This window comes from Ottowia thiooxydans DSM 14619, from assembly GCF_000422885.1.
Taxonomy (GTDB): domain Bacteria; phylum Pseudomonadota; class Gammaproteobacteria; order Burkholderiales; family Burkholderiaceae_C; genus Ottowia; species Ottowia thiooxydans.
Genome location: NZ_AUGX01000010.1, coordinates 350193 through 372607, shown reverse-complemented (window position 1 = coordinate 372607; position 22415 = coordinate 350193). Strand labels below are relative to the sequence as shown.

Annotated in this window: 22 protein-coding genes; 14 read left to right on the top strand and 8 right to left on the bottom strand. The window is 57.3% G+C overall.

All coding sequences use genetic code 11. From position 1 onward, the window contains the following. Positions 1 to 8 precede the first annotated feature (8 nt). The 3 genes from G518_RS0109325 to G518_RS34505 all read right to left on the bottom strand — a co-directional run bounded on the left by G518_RS0109325 (position 9) and on the right by G518_RS34505 (position 2644). A complete protein-coding gene (locus G518_RS0109325; protein WP_028602306.1) occupies positions 9 to 1751 on the bottom strand; it encodes a dipeptidase in 1743 nt (580 codons plus the stop codon). 189 nt (positions 1752 to 1940) lie between these two features. After that, a complete protein-coding gene (gene mdtI, locus G518_RS0109320) occupies positions 1941 to 2270 on the bottom strand; it encodes a multidrug/spermidine efflux SMR transporter subunit MdtI (protein ID WP_028602305.1) in 330 nt (109 codons plus the stop codon). Between the two features lie 2 nt (positions 2271 to 2272). Beyond that, the gene (locus G518_RS34505) at positions 2273 to 2644 is read right to left on the bottom strand and encodes a DMT family transporter (RefSeq protein WP_084651618.1); all 372 of its coding nucleotides are present in this window, start codon (positions 2642 to 2644) and stop codon (positions 2273 to 2275) included. 92 nt (positions 2645 to 2736) lie between these two features. Here G518_RS34505 and G518_RS0109310 point away from each other — a divergent pair, with 92 nt between their 5' ends. The 7 genes from G518_RS0109310 (at position 2737) to G518_RS38370 (ending at position 12908) form a co-directional block, all read left to right on the top strand. Next, the gene (locus G518_RS0109310; RefSeq protein ID WP_028602304.1) at positions 2737 to 3609 is read left to right on the top strand and encodes a LysR family transcriptional regulator; all 873 of its coding nucleotides are present in this window, start codon (positions 2737 to 2739) and stop codon (positions 3607 to 3609) included. 126 nt (positions 3610 to 3735) lie between these two features. After that, entirely contained in the window at positions 3736 to 4212 is a 477-nt protein-coding gene (locus G518_RS0109305) for a VOC family protein (protein WP_028602303.1), read from the top strand. A 150-nt stretch (positions 4213 to 4362) separates the two neighbouring features. Beyond that, positions 4363 to 6192 carry an FAD-dependent oxidoreductase gene (locus G518_RS0109300; protein WP_028602302.1) on the top strand — a complete coding sequence of 610 codons (1830 nt, stop codon included), beginning with the start codon at positions 4363 to 4365 and terminating at the stop codon, positions 6190 to 6192. After that, complete coding sequence (locus tag G518_RS0109295) at positions 6189 to 8018, top strand: 2-oxoacid:acceptor oxidoreductase subunit alpha (RefSeq protein WP_028602301.1); 1830 nt, start codon at positions 6189 to 6191, stop codon at positions 8016 to 8018. The genes G518_RS0109300 and G518_RS0109295 overlap by 4 nt, the downstream gene beginning before the upstream one ends. A gap of 235 nt (positions 8019 to 8253) precedes the next feature. After that, a complete protein-coding gene (locus G518_RS0109285; protein ID WP_028602299.1) occupies positions 8254 to 9309 on the top strand; it encodes a 2-oxoacid:ferredoxin oxidoreductase subunit beta in 1056 nt (351 codons plus the stop codon). Between the two features lie 571 nt (positions 9310 to 9880). Further along, positions 9881 to 11656 carry a ShlB/FhaC/HecB family hemolysin secretion/activation protein gene (locus G518_RS0109270; RefSeq protein ID WP_211231691.1) on the top strand — a complete coding sequence of 592 codons (1776 nt, stop codon included), beginning with the start codon at positions 9881 to 9883 and terminating at the stop codon, positions 11654 to 11656. A gap of 295 nt (positions 11657 to 11951) precedes the next feature. After that, positions 11952 to 12908, top strand: coding sequence for a LysR family transcriptional regulator (locus G518_RS38370; RefSeq protein WP_051236292.1), 957 nt, complete (start codon positions 11952 to 11954; stop codon positions 12906 to 12908). A 20-nt stretch (positions 12909 to 12928) separates the two neighbouring features. On the opposite strand, the gene G518_RS0109260 is transcribed toward G518_RS38370, so the two are convergent. Together G518_RS0109260 and G518_RS0109255 are read right to left on the bottom strand one after the other, a co-directional pair. Next, positions 12929 to 13249, bottom strand: coding sequence for a type II toxin-antitoxin system PemK/MazF family toxin (locus G518_RS0109260; RefSeq protein ID WP_028602297.1), 321 nt, complete (start codon positions 13247 to 13249; stop codon positions 12929 to 12931). Further along, a complete protein-coding gene (locus G518_RS0109255) occupies positions 13243 to 13497 on the bottom strand; it encodes an AbrB/MazE/SpoVT family DNA-binding domain-containing protein (RefSeq protein ID WP_028602296.1) in 255 nt (84 codons plus the stop codon). Before G518_RS0109255 ends, G518_RS0109260 begins: the two co-directional genes overlap by 7 nt. Before the next feature lie 418 nt (positions 13498 to 13915). Here G518_RS0109255 and G518_RS0109250 point away from each other — a divergent pair, with 418 nt between their 5' ends. The 4 genes from G518_RS0109250 to G518_RS0109235 all read left to right on the top strand — a co-directional run bounded on the left by G518_RS0109250 (position 13916) and on the right by G518_RS0109235 (position 16916). Beyond that, complete coding sequence (locus tag G518_RS0109250) at positions 13916 to 14317, top strand: RidA family protein (RefSeq protein ID WP_051236290.1); 402 nt, start codon at positions 13916 to 13918, stop codon at positions 14315 to 14317. Between the two features lie 49 nt (positions 14318 to 14366). Next, positions 14367 to 15362, top strand: coding sequence for a Bug family tripartite tricarboxylate transporter substrate binding protein (locus G518_RS0109245; protein WP_028602294.1), 996 nt, complete (start codon positions 14367 to 14369; stop codon positions 15360 to 15362). Continuing rightward, positions 15362 to 15970 carry a cysteine dioxygenase family protein gene (locus tag G518_RS34495; RefSeq protein WP_051236289.1) on the top strand — a complete coding sequence of 203 codons (609 nt, stop codon included), beginning with the start codon at positions 15362 to 15364 and terminating at the stop codon, positions 15968 to 15970. The genes G518_RS0109245 and G518_RS34495 overlap by 1 nt, the downstream gene beginning before the upstream one ends. An 88-nt stretch (positions 15971 to 16058) precedes the next feature. Continuing rightward, positions 16059 to 16916, top strand: a complete 858-nt coding sequence (locus G518_RS0109235; protein WP_028602293.1) for an alpha/beta fold hydrolase — start codon at positions 16059 to 16061, stop codon at positions 16914 to 16916. Positions 16917 to 17085: 169 nt separating this feature from the next. On the opposite strand, the gene G518_RS0109230 is transcribed toward G518_RS0109235, so the two are convergent. The 3 genes from G518_RS0109230 to G518_RS0109220 are packed head-to-tail and all read right to left on the bottom strand — an operon-like array spanning position 17086 to position 19387. Further along, positions 17086 to 17430: a cupin domain-containing protein gene (locus G518_RS0109230; protein WP_028602292.1), complete on the bottom strand. Its 345-nt coding sequence runs from the start codon at positions 17428 to 17430 to the stop codon at positions 17086 to 17088. Further along, positions 17427 to 18395 (bottom strand): alpha/beta hydrolase, encoded by a 969-nt coding sequence (locus G518_RS0109225; protein ID WP_036594163.1) that lies wholly within the window; start codon positions 18393 to 18395, stop codon positions 17427 to 17429. Before G518_RS0109225 ends, G518_RS0109230 begins: the two co-directional genes overlap by 4 nt. Positions 18396 to 18400: 5 nt before the next feature. Continuing rightward, a complete protein-coding gene (locus G518_RS0109220) occupies positions 18401 to 19387 on the bottom strand; it encodes a Bug family tripartite tricarboxylate transporter substrate binding protein (protein ID WP_051236286.1) in 987 nt (328 codons plus the stop codon). A gap of 46 nt (positions 19388 to 19433) precedes the next feature. On the opposite strand from G518_RS0109220, the gene G518_RS0109215 reads away from it, so the two are divergent. The 3 genes from G518_RS0109215 to G518_RS0109200 all read left to right on the top strand — a co-directional run bounded on the left by G518_RS0109215 (position 19434) and on the right by G518_RS0109200 (position 22411). Beyond that, positions 19434 to 20045 (top strand): cupin domain-containing protein, encoded by a 612-nt coding sequence (locus G518_RS0109215; RefSeq protein WP_051236284.1) that lies wholly within the window; start codon positions 19434 to 19436, stop codon positions 20043 to 20045. Between the two features lie 333 nt (positions 20046 to 20378). Next, positions 20379 to 20972, top strand: coding sequence for a MarR family winged helix-turn-helix transcriptional regulator (locus G518_RS34490; protein ID WP_051236282.1), 594 nt, complete (start codon positions 20379 to 20381; stop codon positions 20970 to 20972). Beyond that, positions 20969 to 22411, top strand: a complete 1443-nt coding sequence (locus tag G518_RS0109200) for an efflux transporter outer membrane subunit (RefSeq protein WP_028602287.1) — start codon at positions 20969 to 20971, stop codon at positions 22409 to 22411. The genes G518_RS34490 and G518_RS0109200 overlap by 4 nt, the downstream gene beginning before the upstream one ends. Positions 22412 to 22415 lie beyond the last annotated feature (4 nt).

Here is a 22415-nt window from a genome sequence, read left to right as displayed (position 1 = left end):
GCCCTTAACTATTGCATTTTCTGCAGATTGCCAATACGCACCAGCATCTCGGTAAACATCTGCATATCGGCTTGTAGATCGGGCAACTCCTTGTATTCCAGCGCGTTGTGCGCGGTGTACTTCTTGCCCGGCATCGCAGGGCCGAAGTTGATGGCATTGGGCATCAACTTCGCGGTAGTGCTGCCTGCAGTGGGCACCGGTTGCGCATCGAGGCCAGTGGTGTCGCCAAAAATATTCAACAAGGTAGTGAGCCACGCCCCCTTGGGATCGCGTGCCATCCAGTTGCCTTGGGTGTAGTCAATTTTCACAGGAATCTGGGCAGCGGCACTCCAGCTGGCGATCCCCTTTTCTATTTCTGCTTTTAGTTGCTCTGGCGATTTTCCACGTGGCATGCGGGCGTTGGCTGTCACTTCCAGCTGGCCATTCCCGGCTTTAATGAAGTTGGGCGAAATCGTCAATGGCCCCATGAAATTATCGGCATAGGCAACGTTCAGACCCTTGCCAAAATAATCCAGCCCGTAAACGCCATTGATGTAGCGAAGGGCCTGGCTGTACTGATTGGTCTGCACCAAGGGCTGGCTCCCATCCAGTTGCAGGGCCTGCTGCAGAAACAGGCTAAGCCGCGGCACAGGGTTTACGCCTTCTTCCGGTCGCGATCCATGGGCGGAGCTACCTGTCACCTTGATTTCAATCCTGCCTGCGCCCGGCAGAATATCGATGCTGAACTTGCCAGAACCCAGGTTCTTTGCCACAAAGTCGTCTTTGGCTGCCTGAAGCTTCTGTGCCAGGGCTGCCAGCATGGCTGCGTCGCCCGCCTCGATGGAAGCGGTGGCGGTCTGTGCAATCGCGTTGGACGATGCGGCGCCAGCCATCGCGGTGATCGCGGGCCGCTGCGCATCCGTCTTCACGTCGGTAAAAAATGCCTTGATGGCGCCAGCACCCTTTTCGGCCACTACGGCAGGGTATTTGCTGTCCAGCACGATGTTGTATTCAGGCAGTTGGGTCTTGCCACGGTAGTACTTCATCGCATCGCCACCGGTTTCCTCCGTCGTTTCTATCATCAGACGGATGCTCCGCTGCACAGGCAGCTTGGCTTCCTTTACGGCCTTCATTGCATACAGCACGGTGGCAATTGAACCCTTGTCATCGATGGTGCCGCGGCCATAGAGCTTGTCTCCCACGCGGGTGACTTTGAAGGGGTCAAGCTGCTGGCCTTCCAACACCCATTCGGAGGGTACTACCGGCACCACATCAGCGTGCGTCAGGATGCCGAATTCATCGGCACCCGTACCTGGTAGCGTGACTTCGAAAATTCGGTTGTCCACGTTGCGGTACTGCAGGCCGAAGTCTTTGGCCATTTTTTCCACCATCACGCCAAAGTCGATGATGGCTTTGTGCTCGTAGGGTGGAATTTTGGCGTCGCGCACCGTGGGTAAAGCAACCATCTCGGTGATGCTGCGCAGTACCTGGGTCTCTTGCGTCAGCCGGGTGTACAGGCCCAGTAAACGCGCCACATTCGTCAGGTCATCGCCCTTCAGTGCCTCTCCCGCCGCATATCGCTTGACGGCGCCTTCCACGCTAGATTCCTGTTTGGCGACGTTCTGCAAGAACTGCGGGAAGGTCACGGACGCATTGATCGCCTGGGAAGCAATCGCGTCGAGTGCTGGCTTTTTCAGCGTGTCTGCCTGGGCGGTTGCAAAGGCCAGCGCCATGCTGATGGCAAGCACGGTGTGGTGGAGTTTGGCTTTCATGGACGCGATCTCTTATTTTTTGCAAAACTAAAAGAATAGTCGTTTACCGTAGCCAAAGGGCCGAATGGCTTGGTTTTTTCGTATCAAATCGCCCTCAACTCAACGGCGAATCAATTGGATCGCGAAGACCTCCGAGCACGTTCGAATACGCGGACGCACGGCAGCGAGGGTGTTTCCGCGCAATGCAGCTTATGAAAGCTTGAGTGTGATCATTCCCAGCACGATCACTAGGATCCCAGACCAGCCCATTCGGCTCAAGCGTTGCTTGAAGAGAACGCGTGCCGCTGATGCAGTGAAGATGATCCCTGTACCTCCCCAAAGTGCATAAGCAATGGAAAGGTCGATCCCCTTCACGGCTTGCGATAGCGCTGTGAACGAGGCCAGGATGGAGACGATGCCCATCACGCCGATGCTGCGTTTGCGGAATCCATCTGAGTATTTGATGAAAAGGTTCGCGGCGACCTCAAGGCCTATGGCGATAGCCATGAATACGTAGTGACTCAATTCAGCGTTTTGCATACTTATCCTTCGAGCTTTGGTGCGCCACTATCCGTACCTTCTGTGTCGGAAGGAGCAGGGCTGAAGTTAAGCATTAGAACGCCGGCTATCAGGGCTGATACGCCGAGCAATCTTTGCGGGGTCAGGTGCTCTCCGAAAAACTGAAACCCTATAGCAGTGATGCTGAGAAGGCCAAGCGTTTCCCAAGTAGCGTAAGCCAAAGCCAGTGGCAAGCGCCTGACGGCCACCGAAAAGAAGCAGAAAGACAAGCCGATCAGCGTGTACATGAAAAGCAGCGCGAAGAGCGAGTCGGATTCAGACGCGATCTTCATCACGGTGAGCCCGGCCACCTCAGAGGTGATAGCGGCTGAGAGAAATATCCAGGAACGTTGCATTAATTCTTCTTGAAACAGGTGTTGGTGGATTTTCAAGCTGAAGTATTGATTTATAAAGTTGATATCTATCTAATTTATTGATAGATTAGCTCATGCAATGGAATCTTGATCAACTTCGCCAATTTGTGGCGGCCGCTGAAGAGGGGTCAATCAGTGCTGCCGCCCGGCGCATTGGAAAAGCGCAATCAGCCGTGAGCACGGCCGTTGCGCTGCTGGAGGCGGATCTGGGTTTGGAGCTGTTTGATCGTTCGAAGCACAAGGCGACCTTGTCAGATGCGGGGCAGCTCATGCTTCTTGAAGCCAGAGAGCTTCTTCGGCAGGCCCACGCGCTGGATCAACGCGCTCAGTCCTTAGCCATGGGGGGCGAAGCGAAGTTGAGTGTGGCCCTGGATGAGGCATTGCCATACAGCGCCATCAAATCATTGATTCGCGATATTTCGAAAAACTTCCCGGACCTTGAGCTAACCCTGCTCAATGGCACCGCCACGGAAGTGGCAGATTACGTGCGTCAGGAACGCGCTAATCTCGCCTTCCACCTGGACCGTGGGCCGCTCGGAGACAGCTTTGACCAACGCCATGTGGGGGTCTTGGCTCAAGGAGTTTTCGTACCTCTCGGGCATCCGCTGTTGGAAAAAGCCGTGGTTCGGCGCACTGACCTTGCACGCTATCGCCAACTGGTTCTGCGCGCGGAAGACATTCAAGAGATTGTGCTGGCCACCAAGGTGTGGCGCTCTGACAGTTTCTACACGATCGCCGAGATGGTTGCGGACGACCTCGGCTGGGCCATCTTGCCCGTCAACGTTGCGGCAGATGGCTATGCCACACCATTGAAGCAAGTCGTCTGTCCGTCACTGGCGTTACCGCTGCTTTCGGTGCGCATGCTCTGGTCACAAGGGCGCTCGTTGGGGAGGGCTGCAGGGTGGGTGGAAAACCGTTTGAGGGAGTTGCTGCAAGAGCTGGCTTAACGGGCATTTCATCGGGATAGGGGGGAGCCATTGGCTCGGCCCTGTCCCAATGTGAACAGCCCGGTTCCCGTCGGCGTTAAAGTTAGCAAAGTGTGAATATTCAACAGTCGAATTCAAGGAGATTTAATGACTCGTCCTTTCAAGGTTTTAGGTATCCAGCAAGTTGCCATCGGTGGCCCAGACAAAATCAAGCTTCAGCGCTTGTGGGTAGACATGCTGGGCCTTGAGAAGACCGGTACTTTCAGGAGCGAGCGCGAGAACGTGGACGAGGACATTTGCGCCATGGGCTCCGGCCCCTTCAAGGTGGAAGTTGATCTGATGCAGCCACTAGACCCGGAAAAGAAACCCGCCGTACACACCACTCCGCTCAACCACATCGGTTTGTGGATAGATGACCTGCCCAAGGCCGTGGAATGGCTCACGGCCCAGGGTGTGCGATTCGCACCCGGTGGCATACGCCAGGGTGCGGCAGGCTACGACATCACTTTCCTGCATCCAAAGGCCAACGAAGAATTTCCCATAGCGGGCGAGGGCGTTCTGATCGAACTCGTGCAGGCGCCGCGTGAAGTTATTGACGCGTTCGCTGTGATCGGGCAACACTGAGAGGACACTCTGCGAGGTCTGCTCTGAGGGATTTCCCTCAATCGTCTCCTGTCTAGCCTGGATTGCGAATTCTTAGGCGTAGACTATGTCTTGCTCCGCCAATATAGACCGCGCTAACGCGGCAATTCCCACGGGGCTAGGAGACAAGACTTGCAGCCAACGAATACTGCTGATCCGGCCTATTTTCACAAGGTCGTTGATTGTCAATGGGCGTGCCCTGCGCACACTCCCGTTCCTGAATACATCCGCCTGATTGCCCAGGGCCGCTACGGCGATGCCTACATGGTCAATTGGGTGTCGAACGTATTTCCAGGCATCCTGGGCCGCACTTGCGACCGCCCCTGCGAGCCGGCTTGCCGGCGCGGCCGGGTCGAAGAGCAGAACGCGGAGAAGCCTGAGCCCGTGGCCATTTGTCGCTTGAAGCGCGTGGCAGCCGATCTCAAGGAAGATGTGGTGCCTCGCATGCCGCGGCCCCTTGCATCGAACGGTAGGCGAATAGCCTGCGTGGGCGCTGGCCCTGCATCGCTCACCGTGGCGCGGGATCTGGCTCCGCTGGGCTACGAGGTCACGGTGTTTGATAGCCGCAACAAGGCTGGCGGTTTCATGCACCAGCAGATCCCTCGTTTTCGCTTGCCTGAGAGCGTGATCGATGAAGAAACCGGCTACATCTTCGCGCTCGGAGTTGAGTTCAAGGCAGGCTATCGCATCGAATCCATGAAGGCGCTGATGGCTGAAGGCTACGACGCCATCGTCGTGGGCAGCGGTGCACCGCGTGGACGTGATCTTGAACTTCCTGGCCGGCAGGAAGCTGCGGAGAATATTCACATTGGCATTGATTGGCTGGCGTCAGTCTCCTTCGGTCACGTGAGCAAGGTCGGCAAGCGCGTGATCGTCCTGGGAGGTGGCAATACCGCCATGGATTGCTGCCGGTCTGCCCGGCGTCTGGGCGGCGAGGATGTGAAAGTCATCGTGCGCTCCGGCTTTGAGGAGATGAAGGCCTCTCCCTGGGAGAAGGAAGATGCCCAGCATGAAGACATCCCTATCATCAACATGCATGTGCCCAAAGCCTTTGTGCACGAAGACGGCAAGCTGACGGGGATGACATTCGATGTCGTGCGCGCCGAACACGACGACAAGGGCCGCCGCCAACTGGTGTCTACTGGCGAGCCTGAGGTTTTCTTTGCCTGCGATGAAGTGCTCATCGCCGTAGGCCAGGAAAATGCATTTCCCTGGATCGAGTCTGATTGCGGCATCGAGTTCGACAAATGGGGCTTGCCCGTGCTTGGCGAAGGCACCTTTCAGTCTTCGCAGTCCAAGGTATTCTTCGTAGGCGATGCGGCCTTTGGCCCCAAGAACATCATCACTGCCGTGGCGCAGGGGCATGAAACGGCGGTCTCGATCGATCTGATGCTGAATGGCGAAGACGTGAACGCGCGCCCTGGGCCCCGCACCAACCTCATCTCTCAAAAGATGGGTATTCACGAGTGGAGCTACGACCAAGATCCCTCGAATGACCTGCGCTACAAAGTGCCATGGGCCAATGCAGCAAAGGCGCTTTCCAGCATCAAGATCGAAGTGGAGCTGGGATTCGACGCACGCACTGCGCTCAAGGAAGCCAGCCGCTGCCTCAACTGCGATGTGCAGACCGTTTTCGCACCAAAGCTATGCATTGAATGCGATGCCTGCGTAGACATCTGCCCCATGGATTGCATTACCTTTACCGGTAATGCCGATGAACCGCAATTGCGCCAACAACTGAACGCCCAGGCAAATAACCTCGATCAGGATCTCTTCGTTTCCACTGAACTGAAGACCCAGAGGGTGATGGTCAAGGACGAAGATGTGTGCCTGCATTGCGGTCTTTGCGCTGAACGTTGCCCCACGGGCGCCTGGGATATGCAGAAATTCCTGCTGACCACGGCGAAGGCTGGAAGCCAGCTCAACCCTATCTCCGCTTCGGCAGAAAGGATGCCGGTATGAAGCAGGTAGAAGCCACGAACGACTTTGTGATCAAGTTCGCCAACGTCAATGGTTCGGGTTCGGCCAGCGCGAATGAGCTGTTCGCCAAGGTGATCTTGCGCATGGGCGTTCCCGTGAGCCCAAGAAATATTTTCCCGAGCAACATCCAGGGCTTGCCCACCTGGTATGAGGTGCGGGTGAGCGAGAAAGGTTATCTTGGCCGGCGCGGTGGAATTGATCTGATGGTGGCCATGAATCCGCAGACCTGGGCGGCAGATCTGGAAGAAATCGAGCCTGGTGGCTATCTCTTCTACGACAGCACCCGCCCGCGGCCCCCTGCGGAGTTTCGCGATGACATCACCGTCATCGGCATGCCGCTCACCGAGATCTGCAACGCGGTCTATAGCGATCCGCGCCAGCGTCAACTCTTCAAGAACATCATGTACGTGGGCGCGCTTTCCGTGCTGCTGGAAATGGATGCGCAGGTCATTGAAGATTTACTGGCGGAGCAATACAAGGGCAAGGAAAAGCTTCTTGCCTCCAATGTGCAGGCGCTCAATCTTGGGCGTGATTTCGCCAAGGAGCATCTTAAACACCCGTTGCCCATCAGAGTGGCGAAAGCCCACCGCGTGGGTGAGAAGATCTTTGTTGACGGCAATACCGCTGCGGGTCTGGGGGCGGTGTATGGCGGAGCCACGGTGTGCGCCTGGTACCCCATTACACCGTCTACTTCGGTGGCCGAGGCCTTCATGGCGTACTGCGCCAAGTTCCGTGTAGATGCACAGGGCCAACACAACTACGCCATCGTGCAGGGTGAAGACGAGCTGGCCTCCATAGGTATGGTGGTGGGCGCCGGCTGGAATGGCTCCCGCGCCTTCACGGCCACCTCTGGCCCTGGCATTTCGCTGATGACCGAGTTCATTGGCCTAGCCTATTTTGCCGAGATACCCATCACCATCGTCAACGTGCAGCGCGGCGGCCCCTCCACCGGCATGCCTACGCGCACTCAGCAGGCCGATATCGCCGCATGCGCCTACGCCTCGCATGGTGACACCAAGCACGTGCTGTTGCTACCCGAAGATCCGCGTGAATGCTTTGAGCACACGGCGATGGCGCTCAATTTGGCTGATCGGCTCCAAACACCGGTGTTTGTGATGACCGATTTGGACGTCGGCATGAACCAGCGGCTGTGTGAGCCACTGACGTGGGATGACAGCCAAAGCTACGATCGCGGCAAAGTGATGACCGCTGAAGATCTGGAGCAAAAGGATTTTGGCCGGTACAAAGATGTCGATGGCGATGGCATTCCCTGGAGAACGCTGCCTGGAACGCACCCTACACGTGGCAGCTATTTCACCCGGGGCACCACGCGGGATGCCTATGCAAGGTATTCAGAACGAGGGCAGGATTACATCTACAACGTGCAGCGCCTGCTACACAAGTTTGCCACTGCCGCCACACTCGTTCCGCAGCCGGTTCCGCGCCCAGCGGCCAAGCGCACGCGGTTTGGGGTGATTTTCTTTGGCTCCACCAGCCCCGCTATGCATGAGGCGCTGGACGTTCTGGCTGTTCAAGGAATTCATGTAGATGCGCTGCGCCTGCGCGCATTCCCATTCCCGGCTTCAGTGAAAGAGTTCATAGACGCGCATGAGCTGGTGTTCGTGGTGGAGCAGAACCGCGATGCGCAGATGCGCTCCATGCTCGTCAATGAGTTGGAGATCAACCCAGCCAAGCTCCAGAAGGTGCTGCATTACGACGGCACGCCAATCACCGCCCGCTTCATTACCACACGCATCACCGATCACGTGCACGAAGCCGTTGTGGCGCCTCAGGAGGTAAAACCTTGAAACGGCAGTTGACCGCTCGATGTCGTTATCAAGATCGGATGAGAACGGGCTCTCTCTACATTGCTGACGTTCACTACTTGAGTGACAGCGCTACGCACTCGGAAGCGCCGCGTTCGCCGCGCGATGCTGCGTTGCTCGTTCTAACAGGCATCAGCCTGCCGCGTCCTCACGCCTTGCCTAGCGCGCCGATCACGGCACTTACGAGCGCGTTCAACTACCGTTTCAAGGTTCAGCTATGACCTACATTGCCAAGCCACGTCTGCACCATCCCTCGCTCACGCGCAACAAGGTGGGCTACACCCGGCGCGACTACGAGGGTAAGGTGTCTACTCTGTGCGCCGGTTGCGGACACGACTCTATTTCAGCGGCCATCATTCAGGCCTGCTGGGAGCTGGACATAGAACCGCACCGCGTCGCCAAGCTTTCCGGCATTGGCTGCTCTTCAAAAACGCCGGATTATTTTCTGGGCGCGAGCCACGGTTTCAACACCGTGCATGGCCGTATGCCCAGCGTGCTCACAGGTGCCAACCTGGCCAACCGCGACCTGCTGTACCTTGGAGTCTCTGGCGATGGTGATTCCGCCTCCATCGGTCTGGGCCAGTTTGCGCACGCCATGCGGCGCAACGTGAACATGGTCTACATCGTGGAGAACAACGGCGTCTACGGCTTGACCAAAGGCCAGTTCTCCGCCACTGCAGACAAGGGAAGCAAGAGCAAGAAAGGCGTGGTCAATAACGACAGCCCGGTCGATCTGGTGGGCCTGGCCATGCAACTGGGCGCCAGCTTCGTGGCCCGCAGTTTTTCTGGCGACAAAGCACAGATGGTGCCCCTCATCAAAGCTGCGATCGGCCATGGCGGCGCTGCTTTCATAGACATCATCAGCCCCTGCGTCACCTTCAATAATCATGCCGGGTCCACCCGCAGCTACGATTGGGTACGCGAGCACAACGAGGCCGTTAGCCGCATAGACTTCATCACCGGACGTGAAGAAATCACCGCCACCATAGCCCCGGGTGAAGTCAGAGATGTGGAGCAGCACGACGGCACAGTACTGCGCTTGCGCAAACTGCATGCCGACTACGATCCCACCGATCGATTGAGCGCCATGAGCTACATGAACGCCCGGGCCGCAGAGGGCGAACTACTGACGGGCCTGCTGTTCATAGAAGGCGAGACAGACGATCTGCATGTGTCCCTGAACACCTCCACCAAGCCCCTCAACACTTTGGGGACCGCCGATTTGTGCCCAGGTGCCGCCGCCCTGGAGAAGATCAACGTAGGGTTCCGTTAGAGCGTCTCTCGCAATATTGGCTGGCCCTTATTGGCTAGCTCACGGATGGGTGATCACGATGGCCAGCGCCCGGTTGGCTTCATGGAGCCTATGCTGCGCGAACCTGGGGCCGCCGAGCTCCCGGTTGTCGTTCGGGACACCCGTTCGCGCTGGGGTCCTATGGTTTCGGTCAATTATTAAAAACCGTTCGGGCTGAGCTTGTCGAAGCCTTGCGCGGCGCGTTTCGGCATCAAGCCTGCTATGTGGGTTTGGACCTCTTCCATCTCGCCCCGCTTACTCACTTTGAAACCGCCCTAGAACGAGGCGTGCAAAAGGTCTTGGTTATTGGTGCAGACACAGGTTCCTCTGCCACTCTGCCCCAAAGCACGCCTGGAGTTGCGTTCCTGTGTCCCTGAGTGCCGATCATCGATGGCTCTCAGCAGGTGAAAAATATTTGGAACTCTTTTATATTCATTGTTACTCAATCATCTAGGGCTGATTTCAATAAAATTACTTTAAAAGTTTTTAAAAAATGAAATGAAAGAGCGGCTTCTTCTTAAGTAGATCAAAAGTACCCCTCTCTCCTTTCATTTTGAATTCCAGAAGCTGTCCCGATACCGCCAGTCAGTGGATAAATCCCAAGGCACGGTCAAATCAACCGCTAGCCGCGTTCATCCGGTTTTTGGCGATAGCTTGCGTCATCACGCCAGCGTTGGCCCAAGAGTTGCCGCCTCTGCCACCCGCTCGGCTCATTGAAGAAGGCTTGCGGCGGGAGACTCAGCGCCTGCAGGAACAAGCCAGCGAGCCGGTGCGCGATGCACTGCGCCCTGCGGAGGCGGAAGCGGTTCCTAACGAGATTCCTCAGGAGACACCGTGTTTTGATGTTCAGCGCATCCAGTTGCAGGGCTCCATGGCCAAGGAGTTCGACTGGTTGTACAGCCGCGTCAAGCCATGGATGAATCATTGCCTGGGCGTAAAAGGTTTAGGCCAGCTCACCTCGGCCTTGGATGCCGCTCTGCTGGAGGCCGGTTTTGTCACCAGCAAAGTGACCTTGCCGCCGCAAAACATGGCAGACGGTAGCTTGCAAATCAACTTGCATGCGGGGCGTATTGGTGTCGTCGAAAGCACGCCCGGCCTGCTGTGGGCGGGCGCGTTCCCCGTGGCTGCTGGTGATCTGCTCAACGTTCGAGACCTCGACCAAGGCGTAGAGCAGATGAACAGGCTGCCCAGCCGCACGGTGCAGACCCAGCTGGAGCCAGGCACTGAGCCGGACACCAGCATTGTCCGAATTCAAAGCAAACCTACCGGTTCCCGATTGCGAGGCGGCGTCACCCTGGATAACTCTGGTTCTCCTGCCTTGGGTCGGCCCCAGTTAAGCACCCACCTGGCCTTCGATGACCCAACAGGCTTGAATGATCTCATCAGCGCCAGCATCAACACCAATCTGAAGGATTTGGCCGCTGATCACCGCAGCCAATCGCTGGCGTTGAATTACAGCATTCCCTGGGGATACAACCTCTTCACACTCAGTGCGAATACCACCCGATTCGCGCAGCAGATTCAGCTCACCACGGCAGCCGTGGTTTCAAGCGGCCGCAGCCAAGGTCTGGATCTGCGCTGGGACCACACGATCTGGCGCAACCAATCCAGCAAGATGGGCGTGTTCGCCGGTGCGTCGATTCGGCGCTCAAACAGCTTCTTGGGCGACGTTGAGCTGGTCGTGCAGAAACGCCGAAACAGCTTTGCCAATCTGGGCGTCCACTACAAACACCTCTTCAGGCGCGCTAGCCTGGATGTAGAGCTTTCCTTGCGCAAAGGCTTGGGGTGGTTTGGCGCTGAACCTGATTTCGACTCCGTGGTTTCTCAGGGCCTGACCTTGCGTCCACAGATCTGGAATGCCAGTATTGCCCTTGATGTTCCGGACCTATTCAATCGGCGCGCACGAACCCAACCCGGGCAAATAGTGCGCGCTATAGGTCTGCGCAGCAGCGTGCGGCTCCAGCACACCAAAGACACCACGCTCACGATCGACCAATTCAGCATAGGCAGCCGAGGCTCTGTGCGCGGCTTTGATGGCGCCAGCTCTCTGCTCGCTGAAAACGGTGTTGTTTGGCGTAACGAATTGATGATGCCGATGCAAATCGGCAGCTTGCCTGCCTTGGGATATTTGGCAGTCGATATCGGCCGGGTCTGGGGGCCTTCCAGCGGCCAACTCATCGGTAAGCGCCTGGCTGGAGCCGCGCTAGGCGTACGCTCGCAATGGCGCCAGCTTCAATTTGATGCTGCCCTGGCCATGCCGCTTTCCAAGCCTTCAGGATTTCGAAGCGCCCGCCTGTCTCCCTACCTATCTCTGTCGTACGTGTTCTGAGTTGAGCAGCACCCGTGCTGCGTTTCGTTTTTATCTCAACGATCTTTGTATATTTGGTATTGAATTTCCACTAATTCCGCCTATCGAAGTATTCCAGACCACTGCAAGCGCCGCAGCGCCAAGCTGGAATTTAGCGACCCGAGCGAGACTCCCGAGTGCTTCCGGATTGCTATCGGGCGCGTCCAATTGCAGCGGCGTTTGAAGATTTCAACCCAGGTTTTTGTCTGTAGATGCACGCTCCTTCACAAGGGTGCTAGTGCGGGCAATCAATATTTGAATTAGATTGTGTTGGCTTATGGACACCAATCTTTCTCCCGACGTGGCGGCGCTTCCTTTCAGGCTCAAGTTCAGGCACATGGTGCTGCTGGACGCATTGGGGGAATCGCTGTCTTTGCGAAAGGCCGCTCAGGTAGCCAATCTCACGCAGCCGGCGGCCACGCGAGCTATAGCGGAGTTGGAGTCTGCCTTCGGAGTTCTTCTCTTTGAGCGCTCACATCGTGGCATGGCACCGACCTTGTTCGGAGAGGCATTGATTCGGCATGCACGCCAGCTTCTATTTGACGTTCAGCGCGCGCATGAGGAAATTCAGGCGCTACGATCAGGCTCGCATGGGCTTGTGAGAGTGGGGGTGTTGCTATCGTCTGCGGTGAAGTTGTTGCCCATGGCCATTGGCGAGGTCAAGCGGCAGCACCCCAATTTACGCATTTCGCTGGAGCAACTACCGCAGCCTCCCTTGATTACCAGATTGAGGGAGGGGAGCCTTGATGTCATCTTGTGCCGCGTGGTGACCAATGAGAGCGTGGCCGAACAACTGGTGCAGACGGTGTTGTTCGACGATGACTTTGTTCTGGTTTGTGGTCGTACGAATAAGCTGGCGAAGGCGAAGAGCATCGTCTGGGATGACATCATGGATGTGCCGTGGGTATTGCCCCATTCGGGTAGCGCTCTGTATGAACATGTTCGTGCAGTGTTTCTGACTCACGCAGGGCGGCTACCTTCTAACGTGGTGGAATCGACGACTTCACTGGCCACCAACCTGATGCTGATTGAGCAATACGGGTATTTGAATTTCATGCAACGCACGGTGGCTCAAACGTATGAGCAGCGGCGTGTGCTGCGCATTCTTCCCCTTTCGCTGGGCAGCCCCTTGGGTCCGCACGTGGTGGCAGTGCGCAAGGACACGAGCCATCCGCCTGCAATGATGGCCTTTTTGGAAACACTAAAGCGGCTTGTGGGGCAGGCGGCACCGTAGGGGTGAGTAGCTCCCCCTCTTTATTCAGCAAACACTTCTTGCAGGGTTTTTAAGATGCCGCTCAAAGTTTTGGCGTTAACCGCTCCTGTTTTCTTAGCCAACCGGGCTTTGTCGACCGTGCGCAGCTGATCAAGAACGATCAAACCCTTCGTGCCACCATGCGTTACTGGTACACGGAAGGGAGCAGAAAAACCTTGGGAGGTCATTGGGGCCACGATGACGGTACGCAGGTTGTCATTCAGCTCAGCGGGTGACACCACTACGCAGGGGCGGGTCTTTTGGATTTCGCTTGCAACTGTCGGATCAAGGTTGACCAACCAAATTTCGCCACGCTTCACCAAGTGTTTCCTTGATCGTCGGCGTTTCCGAACTCACCCATCAGTAACTCTTCGTCGCCGTTGGCCGCGATAGCGGCTGCCGCTGCCGCCCAACTCTCGCGCACGGGGTTCTCGGGCTTTCTGAGCACGATGGATCCGTTTTCAACGGCGACAGCGGCAAATGCCACATCACCCAGCCCAGCCTGGGCTAGCATCGCTTTGGGAATTACGATGCCTTTGCTGTTTCCAATGCTTCGAATAGCTATTTGCATCACAACCTCATTTAGTTGCCACAATGTTATTACATGGTGGGAGGATGCCAAGTTGGTGTGTCAACTTTGAAACGTTTTCTCATTCAACGGCAAGCATCTATGGATGCGCCGCTTGCCCCCATCCCAGCCTTCCCCCAGCGGGGGAAGGAGTAAAACCAACTCACGGCTCACGGCTCACGGGTCACGGCGTCGGGTGCGGAGGGCACCAGTCGGGCGATGCGCCCGCCTCAGACTTTCCCAGAAATCGAGGGAGAGGAAGCTTTGCGTTGAAGGCGATGAGGGACGGCTTGACGATAGGAGAGTGTTTTCCCTAGTGATCCATTTTTGGCATATGGATCGCAAAAAATAGCATTATGGTGATTCAGCGTGACAGGCATAAGCTGTGGCATTCGTGTTGCAGAGTAGTCTTTCTAAAGCCATGAGCGCATACCCATTTGAATGCATCAACCCCAAGGAGCTGGGCGCTCCGCTCGGGCCCTATTCCCAGGCCGTGATCGTGCCCGCGGGGAGGCAACTGCTACAACTCTCCGGGCAAACGCCGCTCAGGGAAGATGGCTCCATACCGGAAGGCATGGAGGCTCAGGCTGAGCTGGTCTGGCAGCGGATAGGGATTGTGCTCAGGGAGGCTGGGCTCGATTACATCAACATATTCCGCGTGGTCACCTACCTGGTTGATCCCGCCGAAGCTCCCGCCCACGCAAAGGTTCGCGCCAAGTATCTCGGCAACGCCAGGCCTGCATCCACCGGGCTTGTTGTCTCCAAGTTGTTCAATCCAGCCTATCGGCTTGAAGTGGACATTTCTGCGCTTTGGCCGGCATGAGCCGGTCAGTGCGAGCTCGTTTGCCCCTACCTACTGGAAGAGAGAAAACATGAAGAGCGGAAAAAACCTGTTGGTTCATCGGCGCACATGGGTCAAACAGGCTTCTGCAATTGCAGCAGCCCTTACCTTCGCGCCCATGGTTCGAGCACAACCGGGCACAGGAAAAGTAGTGAAGATTGTGGTGCCTACAGCACCCGGCGGTTCGGTGGATTCGAGTGCGCGCATGCTCGCGGATGCCCTGAACAAGGTACAGAACGATCGCTTCATTGTGGAAAACCGCGCGGGAGCTGGCGGTGCGATTGGGGTTCAATCCGTTGTGAAAAGCCAGCCGGATGGCCAGACCCTGGTACTGGGGATTGCGGCAACCATCTCTGTGCAGACCGCCGTGAATCCGAACTTGCAATACAACCCTCTGAAGGATCTGGCTCCCATTGCCGTGTTCGCGCAAGGTGGTTTGGTCGTGGCTGTGGCAGCCAATAGCCCCTGCCGCACGATCAAGGATCTCATCCCTCTGGCCAAGGAAAAGCAGGAGCTGACCTTTGGAACCGGAGGCCAAGGTACCTTCGGCCATTTGACAGGCGAAATCCTGAAGGCCGAGCTGGGGGTGCCCATGCGGCATATCCCTTACCGGGGGTCGGCACCAGCCGTCACGGATCTCATTGGTGGGCAGCTCGATTTTTGTGTGGTGGATGCCTTTTCCATGGCGCCTCACGTGCAGGCCGGTAAAGCGAGAGTGCTTGCCACGGCTGCGCCCATGCGCCACCCCACGTTCCCGCAAGTACCCACCTTGTCTGAATCTGGGGTGCCATTTCACCAAGGCACGTGGCTGGGGCTGTTCGCGCCGGCTGAAGTGAATCCCGAGGTGGTGAGGAGCCTCAGCAAAACTATTGAAACCTTGGCCGCATCACCGGACTTCCGCAAGCACTTGAACCAGTTGGGCTTCATTCCCGCTTATCTGGGGCCGCAAGAAACGCAAAAACTGGTGAGCGCAGATATAGACGCCTGGAAGCGGATCGTGAAAAGCGCGAACGTGAAGGTGGAGTGATGGCAAGCTCGCCAGAAACAAGCGGCCTTACCGGCTCGCCAGCCGTTCGCAGAGCGGCCGCTGTAGAACGAACGATTGAGCAGGTGAGGGCGTTGGTGTCAGATTGCCAGGACGTCGGTATCGCCACCTCGCAAGGCATCTGCGATTTGATGGGGCGGCTAGCGGCCGATTCGGATCTTTGGGTGGGTGGTGATTTTCCCGTGCCTGAAGACAAGCTTTGGCAAGCCTACCAGTTGCACGAAGACCCGGATGGCTCGTATGCGATGTATGCGGTGGCTATGAAACCTGGTCACCAGCAGCCTCCTCATAACCATACGACCTGGGCTGCGATCGCAGGCGTAAGGGGAAGCGAGCGGAACACGCTGTATGTACGTGAGCCAGCGGAGCCTCATCCTCGAGTGCGGCACTTGATCGACATCAATGTTGATCAGGGCAGGGTGATCGCCATGGGCCCGGACGACGTTCATTCCATAGAGGTGCTGGGCCCTGATGAGGCCTTGCATCTTCATCTGTACGGGAAGGGCTTTGCCCATTTGAACGACAGAAGAATTTTTGATCTGGAATCGGGGGAGGGCAGGCCGTTCCCCACTATCCAGGGCATCAAGTAGGCATTCAAGCCGGCGTGAATCGGAGCCCCGGATAGGGCATCTGTTCCGCCTTGTTGCGACAGGTTTAACTTTTTAATGGGGACACCAAATGACAAATTCAATCATTAATCAACACAGTGACGGATACGCACAAGCTGGCGCATTGAAGCTGCATTACGAACAATGGGGCAATGGCCCCAAGACTGTGGTTGCCTTGCATGGAACATCGCTTCAGGGAAGGGTTTGGTACTGGCTTGCGCAAGCTTTGCCGCAGGAGTACCGCTTGATTGGCCTGGACCAGCGTTCCCACGGAGACTCTGATCGGGCTAAACCGGGCGAGTACACGGTCGACTATTACTGCGCTGATCTGGAGGCGTTTGCCGACAGCATGAAGCTGGATCACTTCTCTATCGTTGGCTCTTCACTGGGATCGCGAGTGGCCTTGTTGTATGCGGCCAAGCACCCGGAGCGTGTGGATTCAATGGGCTTGCTCGACCTCAGTTTCGAGATGCCCACAGCCGCATCGGAGCACATGGTGCATGCGCATGTCACGCGCCCGCGTACCTTTGCCAACTTCGAGGAAGCCGTTGCGTTTTCCAAAACTCTGCCTCAGCGCCTTCGGTTTACGGATGAGATCCATCGTCGTACTTTGGAAGGTGATCTGAAGCAGCATGCCAATGGCACCTGGGAGTGGCGCTACGAGAAGGACGCAGCCATTGAAACCCTGCGCTGCGCTGCGCGCGATATGTGGGATTCCGTTCGGGCTGTGCGTACGCCCACTACGATCTTGCGCGGCGCAGATAGCGATGTGTTGATCGCGTCTACCGTGGAGCGCTTGAAGAAAGAGTTTCGCGGCGTCCGCATTGTGGACGTGCCCAATGCGGGGCACTCGATCTGGGGGGACAACCCAGAGTTCACGGCGAAAGCATTGGTAGAGATGCTGGATTCGGTGGGCGAACCGGCTTAAATGCCTCGGCGCTTATGGTTGCCTGCAAACGCGTGTGAGCGGCTAACGCTGGAGCCGCCGAGGTCCTGCTCGGTAGCTTGAGCTCTTCCAACACGGCTATGCAGAGCGAGAGCTCGGTGGTCCCGGGTGAATACCGAGTTTGCTCAATTCCCCGCCACCGAGTTTCGAATCACAACAGAACGTAGACTTTGCGGACCGTTTCCTGAATGTCCCAGATACCCGTTGTGTTTGGGGAGAAGAACAAGGTGTCACCTGCTGCGATGGTGATTTGAGGACCGTCATCCGGGGCGAAGGTGCAGCGCCCTGACAGGATGTGCATGAACTCCCCGGCCACCACTTGCCGACGATAGCGGCCGGGCGAGCATTCCCAGATTCCTGTGTCGGTAGCTTCTTTTCCTGGGATTTCAAACTTCTCGCCTTGCAGTTGGCATGCAGGCTCGCTGAGAGGCAGGCCGACGGCCCCCATCCTTTTAAGCCCTCTTGTGATGGTGTTGGAAACTTGCTGGATGGTCATGGTGTGGTGGAAGTTGGGGGCGCACTGGAGCCCAAGGCGGAGCGAATGGCGGTGGCCAATGCGTCAAACGTAGCGCTTGCTCCTGGGCTCACGAAACGGGCCCGAAGGAATCCATGGATGGATTTGGGAACCAGGTGAAACTCGGTTGGAATGCCAGCTTCCCGGAGCAGGCGTGTGTATTCAACTGATTCGTCGTGCAAGGGGTCATATTCACCAACCGCGATGAAGGCCGGAGGCAGGCCGTCGAAGCGGGTGGCGCGTATGGGCGCCGCAATGGGGTCCAGGGTATGGCGCTGCCCGGGGAGGTAGGCATCCCAGAAATAATCCATCATGTCTGCGCGCAACATGGGGTCTGCTTCGCGTTTATGTGAGGGGCGGTTCTTAATGGGGTCTATGCCCGGATAAAGCAGTGCTTGCAGGAGCAGTGGAGGCCCTCCGCGATCGCGGGTTTGCATGGTCAGCGCAGCTGCAAGGCAGCCGCCCGCGCTGTCGCCCACCACTGCCATCCGGGAAACGTCTGCGTCAAGCCAATCGCCATTGCGATGAACCCACTGAAGCACCCCAAAGCAATCGTCTGGCGCTGCGGGGTAGGGGTTCTCAGGAGCGCGGCGGTAATGAACGCTCACCACAATAGCCCCGGTGGCCTCCGCAAGTCCCCAGGTAATGGTGTCATGGGTGTCATAGCTGCTGGCGACAAAGCCACCCCCGTGCAGATAGATCACTACGGGGGCTGGGCCCTTCACGTCCTTGCGGCGGTAGATGCGGATGGGCACTTCACGCCCGGGCAAATTCACCCACCAGTTCACGATATCTATGGTGTCTGGTGCAGGGCGACGCCATACCGAGTGCGTGCGGTCTGTGTTGCGCCGCCGCTCTTCGATATTGCGGGGAGTGGGGTGAATGGCTACCGTTTCGCGGATCTTGTCCAGATAGGCCTGGATGCCTGGTTCGAATTCAACGCTCATGGTGCTCAATCCAACTTGATGTTCAAGGGTTCGATGACTTTGCGAAGCATCTCCGTATCTTTCGCCACGTAATCTGTCATTTGCTGCGGAGTTAGCGTGCCCACCGGGGTCTCGCCGCCAGCCAGAAGGCGATCTCTGATGGGCTGGCTGGTAAAGAATGCATTCAGCTCTTTGTTCATGAGGCTGATGACTGAAGCGGGTGTTCCCGTGGGCGCCAGCAATCCGTACCACACGCCGGTCACAATGCCGCTGAAACCTGCTTCAGCGAGCGTGGGCACATCCGGCAATGCGGGCGTTCGTACGTCGTTTGAGACGCCCAAGGGGCGAACCTTTTTCTGTTGCAACAGAGGCTTGGCGGTGGCGATGGCTGAGAAGGCGAAATCAACCTCTTGCGTGGCGACCGCCATGGACGCTGGGGCTGCGCCTTTGTAGTGCACGGGCGTAGCGCGGATACCCGCCAGCGATGAAAACAACTCGCCCGTAATGTGCGTGGCGCCGCCAGCACCCGTGGTGGAGTAGTTGAGCTTGCCAGGGTTCTTCTTGGCAAACTCAACCAGTTGCTCCGCCGTTTGCAGCGGGGAAGATACTGGCACGATCAATACTGAAGTCGAGCGGAACGCCAACCCGACTGCAGTGAGGTCCTCCATCTTGTAAGGCAACTGTGCCCGGAAGAACTTGTTCGTATAAACGTTGCTGACACAGAAGCAAAGCGTATAGCCATCAGCCGGAGCCTTGGCCACGAACTGCGTGCCAATGATGGTGGCAGCACCCGGCTTGTTATCCACGATGACGGGCTGGCCCAGTTTGGTCTGCAGATGGGCGGCGAACAAGCGGGCGTAAATGTCAGTCAGGCCCCCAGGCTCAAAGCCTACGACGATACGTACCGCCTTGTTGGGATAGGAGTCTTGCGCGTGCGACGGCATGGCCGCGATGCTCAGGAATGTGACTGTGAGCAAGGCGCGCAGTAAGCCCTTCTGGATGCTGAATGGCATGGCATTTCTTTGTGGGTGCAGGTGAAATTCAGTCTAGCAGAATTTCATGAAAACGACGTATATTTTTCATGTAGGTGAAAGCGATAATGGAGATATGGCTATCAACCAAAATTTGGAAATCACTTTGGGCCCCCGCTTGAGGGCGCTTCGTCAACAACGAAAAATTTCGTTGATGGATCTCGCCAAGGCCAGCGGGAAATCTGTGGGCTACGTCAGCCAGGTAGAGCGGGGCATCTCATCACCTACGCTGAAAGAGTTGAGTCTGTTTTCAGAAGTTCTGGGCGTGGACATGGTGTCATTTCTGGCAGATGCCCCTTCGCCGGATCCTCAACCCCCCGTACGCCGGGATGCGGATCGCAGCTTCATTCCTTTTCGTGGGGAGCAAACGCGCAAGCGTGTTCTGACCCCTCGAAACGAGGGCGGTCTGAAGATGTATGTGATGCAGATCGAACCGGGTGGATCTTCCGGTGATGCGCTCTATACCCACGAAGGCGAAGAAGCCGGCTATGTTTTGGTGGGGGCCATCGTGCTTCGTATTGCAGACACTGAATATCAACTTGAGGTGGGAGATAGCTTCCGCTTCTCCAGCTCTATCCCACACGCATTCCGAAACGTTGGAAAAATTCCTGCTGAGGTTGTTTGGGTGAACGTGGGGTGAGGTTCTGGCATTGCATTGAACGGCTCGGTTAGCAAGACTGGCCGTTGCCCGGAGAGAGTAACTTGGGCACTCCAGGCCCCGTCGCTGGGATCGCCGAGCTCCCGCGCGGCATCTTCTTCTCTTTCATGGTCACCATGTCGAGGAGGAGCTTGGGGGCTCCAGGTGAAATTTGGCGCAAGAAGTGCCAAAAAGCGCCTCCAACAAAATCCCTCGGTCCCCAAATTTCCGGGAAAACCCCTTGTTTAAACAGTGCCATTACAAACACTGCTTTGACAATGTTTGCATAGGCAAATAAATTAGCGGCAAATATCTCAATGCCGCTCGGGCCTCCAAATGACTACTCCCATACCCCCGCCCACGGACGCTAAGTCCGATGGGCTTTCCGCCGTTGACTCACCTGCGGAGGAGCGTGAGTTACCTGAAAGCGGAACGAGGACGGACGAGAAACCAGGTTTCTTCTCGCCAGAGACCTACGAGCCTCAGGAAAGTCTGCTTTACATGCTCCGCCGCGCCATGATTGGCATCAATCAAGCGGTCAACGAGCAAACCGATCTGGGCGGAACCAGTCTTCCGCAGTGGGTGCCGCTGCACAAGGTGCACCTGGGCCATGCCAATACCGTGGCTGACCTGGCACGCAAGTGCACACAGGATGCGGGCGCCATGACACGCTTGCTGGATCGGCTGGAGGCCAAAGGCTTGTGTCGCAGGGTGCGCTCTGAGAGCGACCGCCGCGTGGTGCATATCGAACTCACGCCTGAAGGCGTGACGGCCGCCGAGCAAGTGCCGGTGGTTCTCAGCCGTGTGTACAACGCTGCGCTGCAAGGTTTCAGCGAAGACGAGTGGAAAACATTTCAGCACTTGCTTGGGCGCTTGATTGGAAATGCTGAGGGATTGAGCGGCAAGACCGCGAAGGAGCGCGCCGAATGAAAACAACACTCACCGTATTAACCGTGGCCGCATTGCTGTTGGCCGGCTGCGCGGATATGAAAAACATAGGCCCTGGCGCCGAGCTGCGTGGAGCCAGTGAATTGGGTTTACCGGCAGTTGCAGATCCACAAGCCTTGAGCCCAGCCGCAGATTGGTGGACTAACTTCGGAGATCCCCAACTCGACCGCCTCGTGGCTGAGGCATTGGCCGGCAACCCCAACCTTCGGGTGGCTGCAGCCCGGGTTAATAAAGCCCAGGCAGGCGTTGCTTTCGCGCGCTCAGCCGATTGGCCGCAGGTCAATGGCGAGCTGAGTTTGAATCGGCAGAAATTTTCTTCCAATTACATCTACCCCGCACCATTGGGCGGCTCGGTCCAGAACATAGGCAACCTTCAGGCAGGCATGGGCTGGGAGCTTGATTTCTTTGGGAAGCACAGTGGAGAGTTATTGGCTGCGCTGGGGCAGGTGCGGGCGGCAGAAGCTGAGCGCGACGCTGCTCGCGTACTGCTGACTTCCAACGTGGTGCGCGCCTATTTGCAATGGGCACGGCTGCTCGGTCAGCGAGAAGTGGCTGAGCGTACGCTGACGCAGCGCCAGCAGATGCTGGGCCTGGTGCAAGACCGCGTCAAGGCGGGTCTGGACAACCAACTCGAAGTGCGGCAAAGCGAGACGGGCCGTGCAGACACTCGCACCAGCATTGCTGTGCTGAACCAGCAGATCGATGCCAGCCGCAACGCGCTGGCCGCCTTGATGGGGCAGCCGCGGCTTCCAGACGGCATAGCGCCCCCAAAGCTGACTCAGTTCAAACCTATGGCGATTCCGGGGGAGCTTTCTGCAGATTGGCTCGGGCGCAGGGCAGACATCGTTGCTGCCCGCTGGCGCGTGGAAGCCGCGCGCGGCGAGGTGCAGGTGGCGCGTGCGCAGTTCTACCCCAACATTAATTTAGCGGCCTTCGTGGGCGTTCAGAGCATCGGCTTTGACAACCTGTTGAAGTCAGGCAGCATGCAGTGGGGTGTGGGGCCTGCCATCAAGCTGCCAATCTTTGAAGCGGGTCGGTTGCGTGCCAATTTGCGCGGCAAAAGCGCAGATGTAGACAGTGCCATCGAGAGCTACAACGCCACTGTGATCGACGCCATGCGCGACGTTTCTGATCAATCGCAAGGTGTGAGAGCCGTTGCCTTGCAACAAAGCGAGCAAGTTCGTGCCTTGCGCGCTGCCGAAGGCGCCTACGACATTGCCCAACAACGCTACAAAGCGGGGCTGGGCACCTACCTCCACGTGCTTTCAGCCGAAACCTCCGTGTTGGCGCAGCGTCGCCAGCAGGTGGATCTGGAAGTGCAGGCCTTGCTTGGCCAGGTGGGCCTGGCCCAAGCCATGGGCGGTGGCTGGCAGCCTAGCCCTGAGCACGCGGTGCTGCAGAGCCAAGTTAACGCCCACTGAATTC

Excerpts from the sequence above, each read along its gene's own strand:
- G518_RS0109325 (WP_028602306.1), bottom strand. The coding sequence starts at position 1,751 with ATGAAAGCCAAACTCCACCACACCGTGCTTGCCATCAGCATGGCGCTG.
- mdtI (WP_028602305.1), bottom strand. The coding sequence starts at position 2,270 with ATGCAAAACGCTGAATTGAGTCACTACGTATTCATGGCTATCGCCATA.
- G518_RS34505 (WP_084651618.1), bottom strand. The coding sequence starts at position 2,644 with ATGCAACGTTCCTGGATATTTCTCTCAGCCGCTATCACCTCTGAGGTG.
- G518_RS0109310 (WP_028602304.1), top strand. The coding sequence starts at position 2,737 with ATGCAATGGAATCTTGATCAACTTCGCCAATTTGTGGCGGCCGCTGAA.
- G518_RS0109305 (WP_028602303.1), top strand. The coding sequence starts at position 3,736 with ATGACTCGTCCTTTCAAGGTTTTAGGTATCCAGCAAGTTGCCATCGGT.
- G518_RS0109295 (WP_028602301.1), top strand. The coding sequence starts at position 6,189 with ATGAAGCAGGTAGAAGCCACGAACGACTTTGTGATCAAGTTCGCCAAC.
- G518_RS0109285 (WP_028602299.1), top strand. The coding sequence starts at position 8,254 with ATGACCTACATTGCCAAGCCACGTCTGCACCATCCCTCGCTCACGCGC.
- G518_RS38370 (WP_051236292.1), top strand. The coding sequence starts at position 11,952 with ATGGACACCAATCTTTCTCCCGACGTGGCGGCGCTTCCTTTCAGGCTC.
- G518_RS0109255 (WP_028602296.1), bottom strand. The coding sequence starts at position 13,497 with ATGCAAATAGCTATTCGAAGCATTGGAAACAGCAAAGGCATCGTAATT.
- G518_RS0109250 (WP_051236290.1), top strand. The coding sequence starts at position 13,916 with ATGAGCGCATACCCATTTGAATGCATCAACCCCAAGGAGCTGGGCGCT.
- G518_RS0109245 (WP_028602294.1), top strand. The coding sequence starts at position 14,367 with ATGAAGAGCGGAAAAAACCTGTTGGTTCATCGGCGCACATGGGTCAAA.
- G518_RS34495 (WP_051236289.1), top strand. The coding sequence starts at position 15,362 with ATGGCAAGCTCGCCAGAAACAAGCGGCCTTACCGGCTCGCCAGCCGTT.
- G518_RS0109235 (WP_028602293.1), top strand. The coding sequence starts at position 16,059 with ATGACAAATTCAATCATTAATCAACACAGTGACGGATACGCACAAGCT.
- G518_RS0109230 (WP_028602292.1), bottom strand. The coding sequence starts at position 17,430 with ATGACCATCCAGCAAGTTTCCAACACCATCACAAGAGGGCTTAAAAGG.
- G518_RS0109225 (WP_036594163.1), bottom strand. The coding sequence starts at position 18,395 with ATGAGCGTTGAATTCGAACCAGGCATCCAGGCCTATCTGGACAAGATC.
- G518_RS0109220 (WP_051236286.1), bottom strand. The coding sequence starts at position 19,387 with ATGCCATTCAGCATCCAGAAGGGCTTACTGCGCGCCTTGCTCACAGTC.
- G518_RS0109215 (WP_051236284.1), top strand. The coding sequence starts at position 19,434 with ATGAAAACGACGTATATTTTTCATGTAGGTGAAAGCGATAATGGAGAT.
- G518_RS34490 (WP_051236282.1), top strand. The coding sequence starts at position 20,379 with ATGACTACTCCCATACCCCCGCCCACGGACGCTAAGTCCGATGGGCTT.
- G518_RS0109200 (WP_028602287.1), top strand. The coding sequence starts at position 20,969 with ATGAAAACAACACTCACCGTATTAACCGTGGCCGCATTGCTGTTGGCC.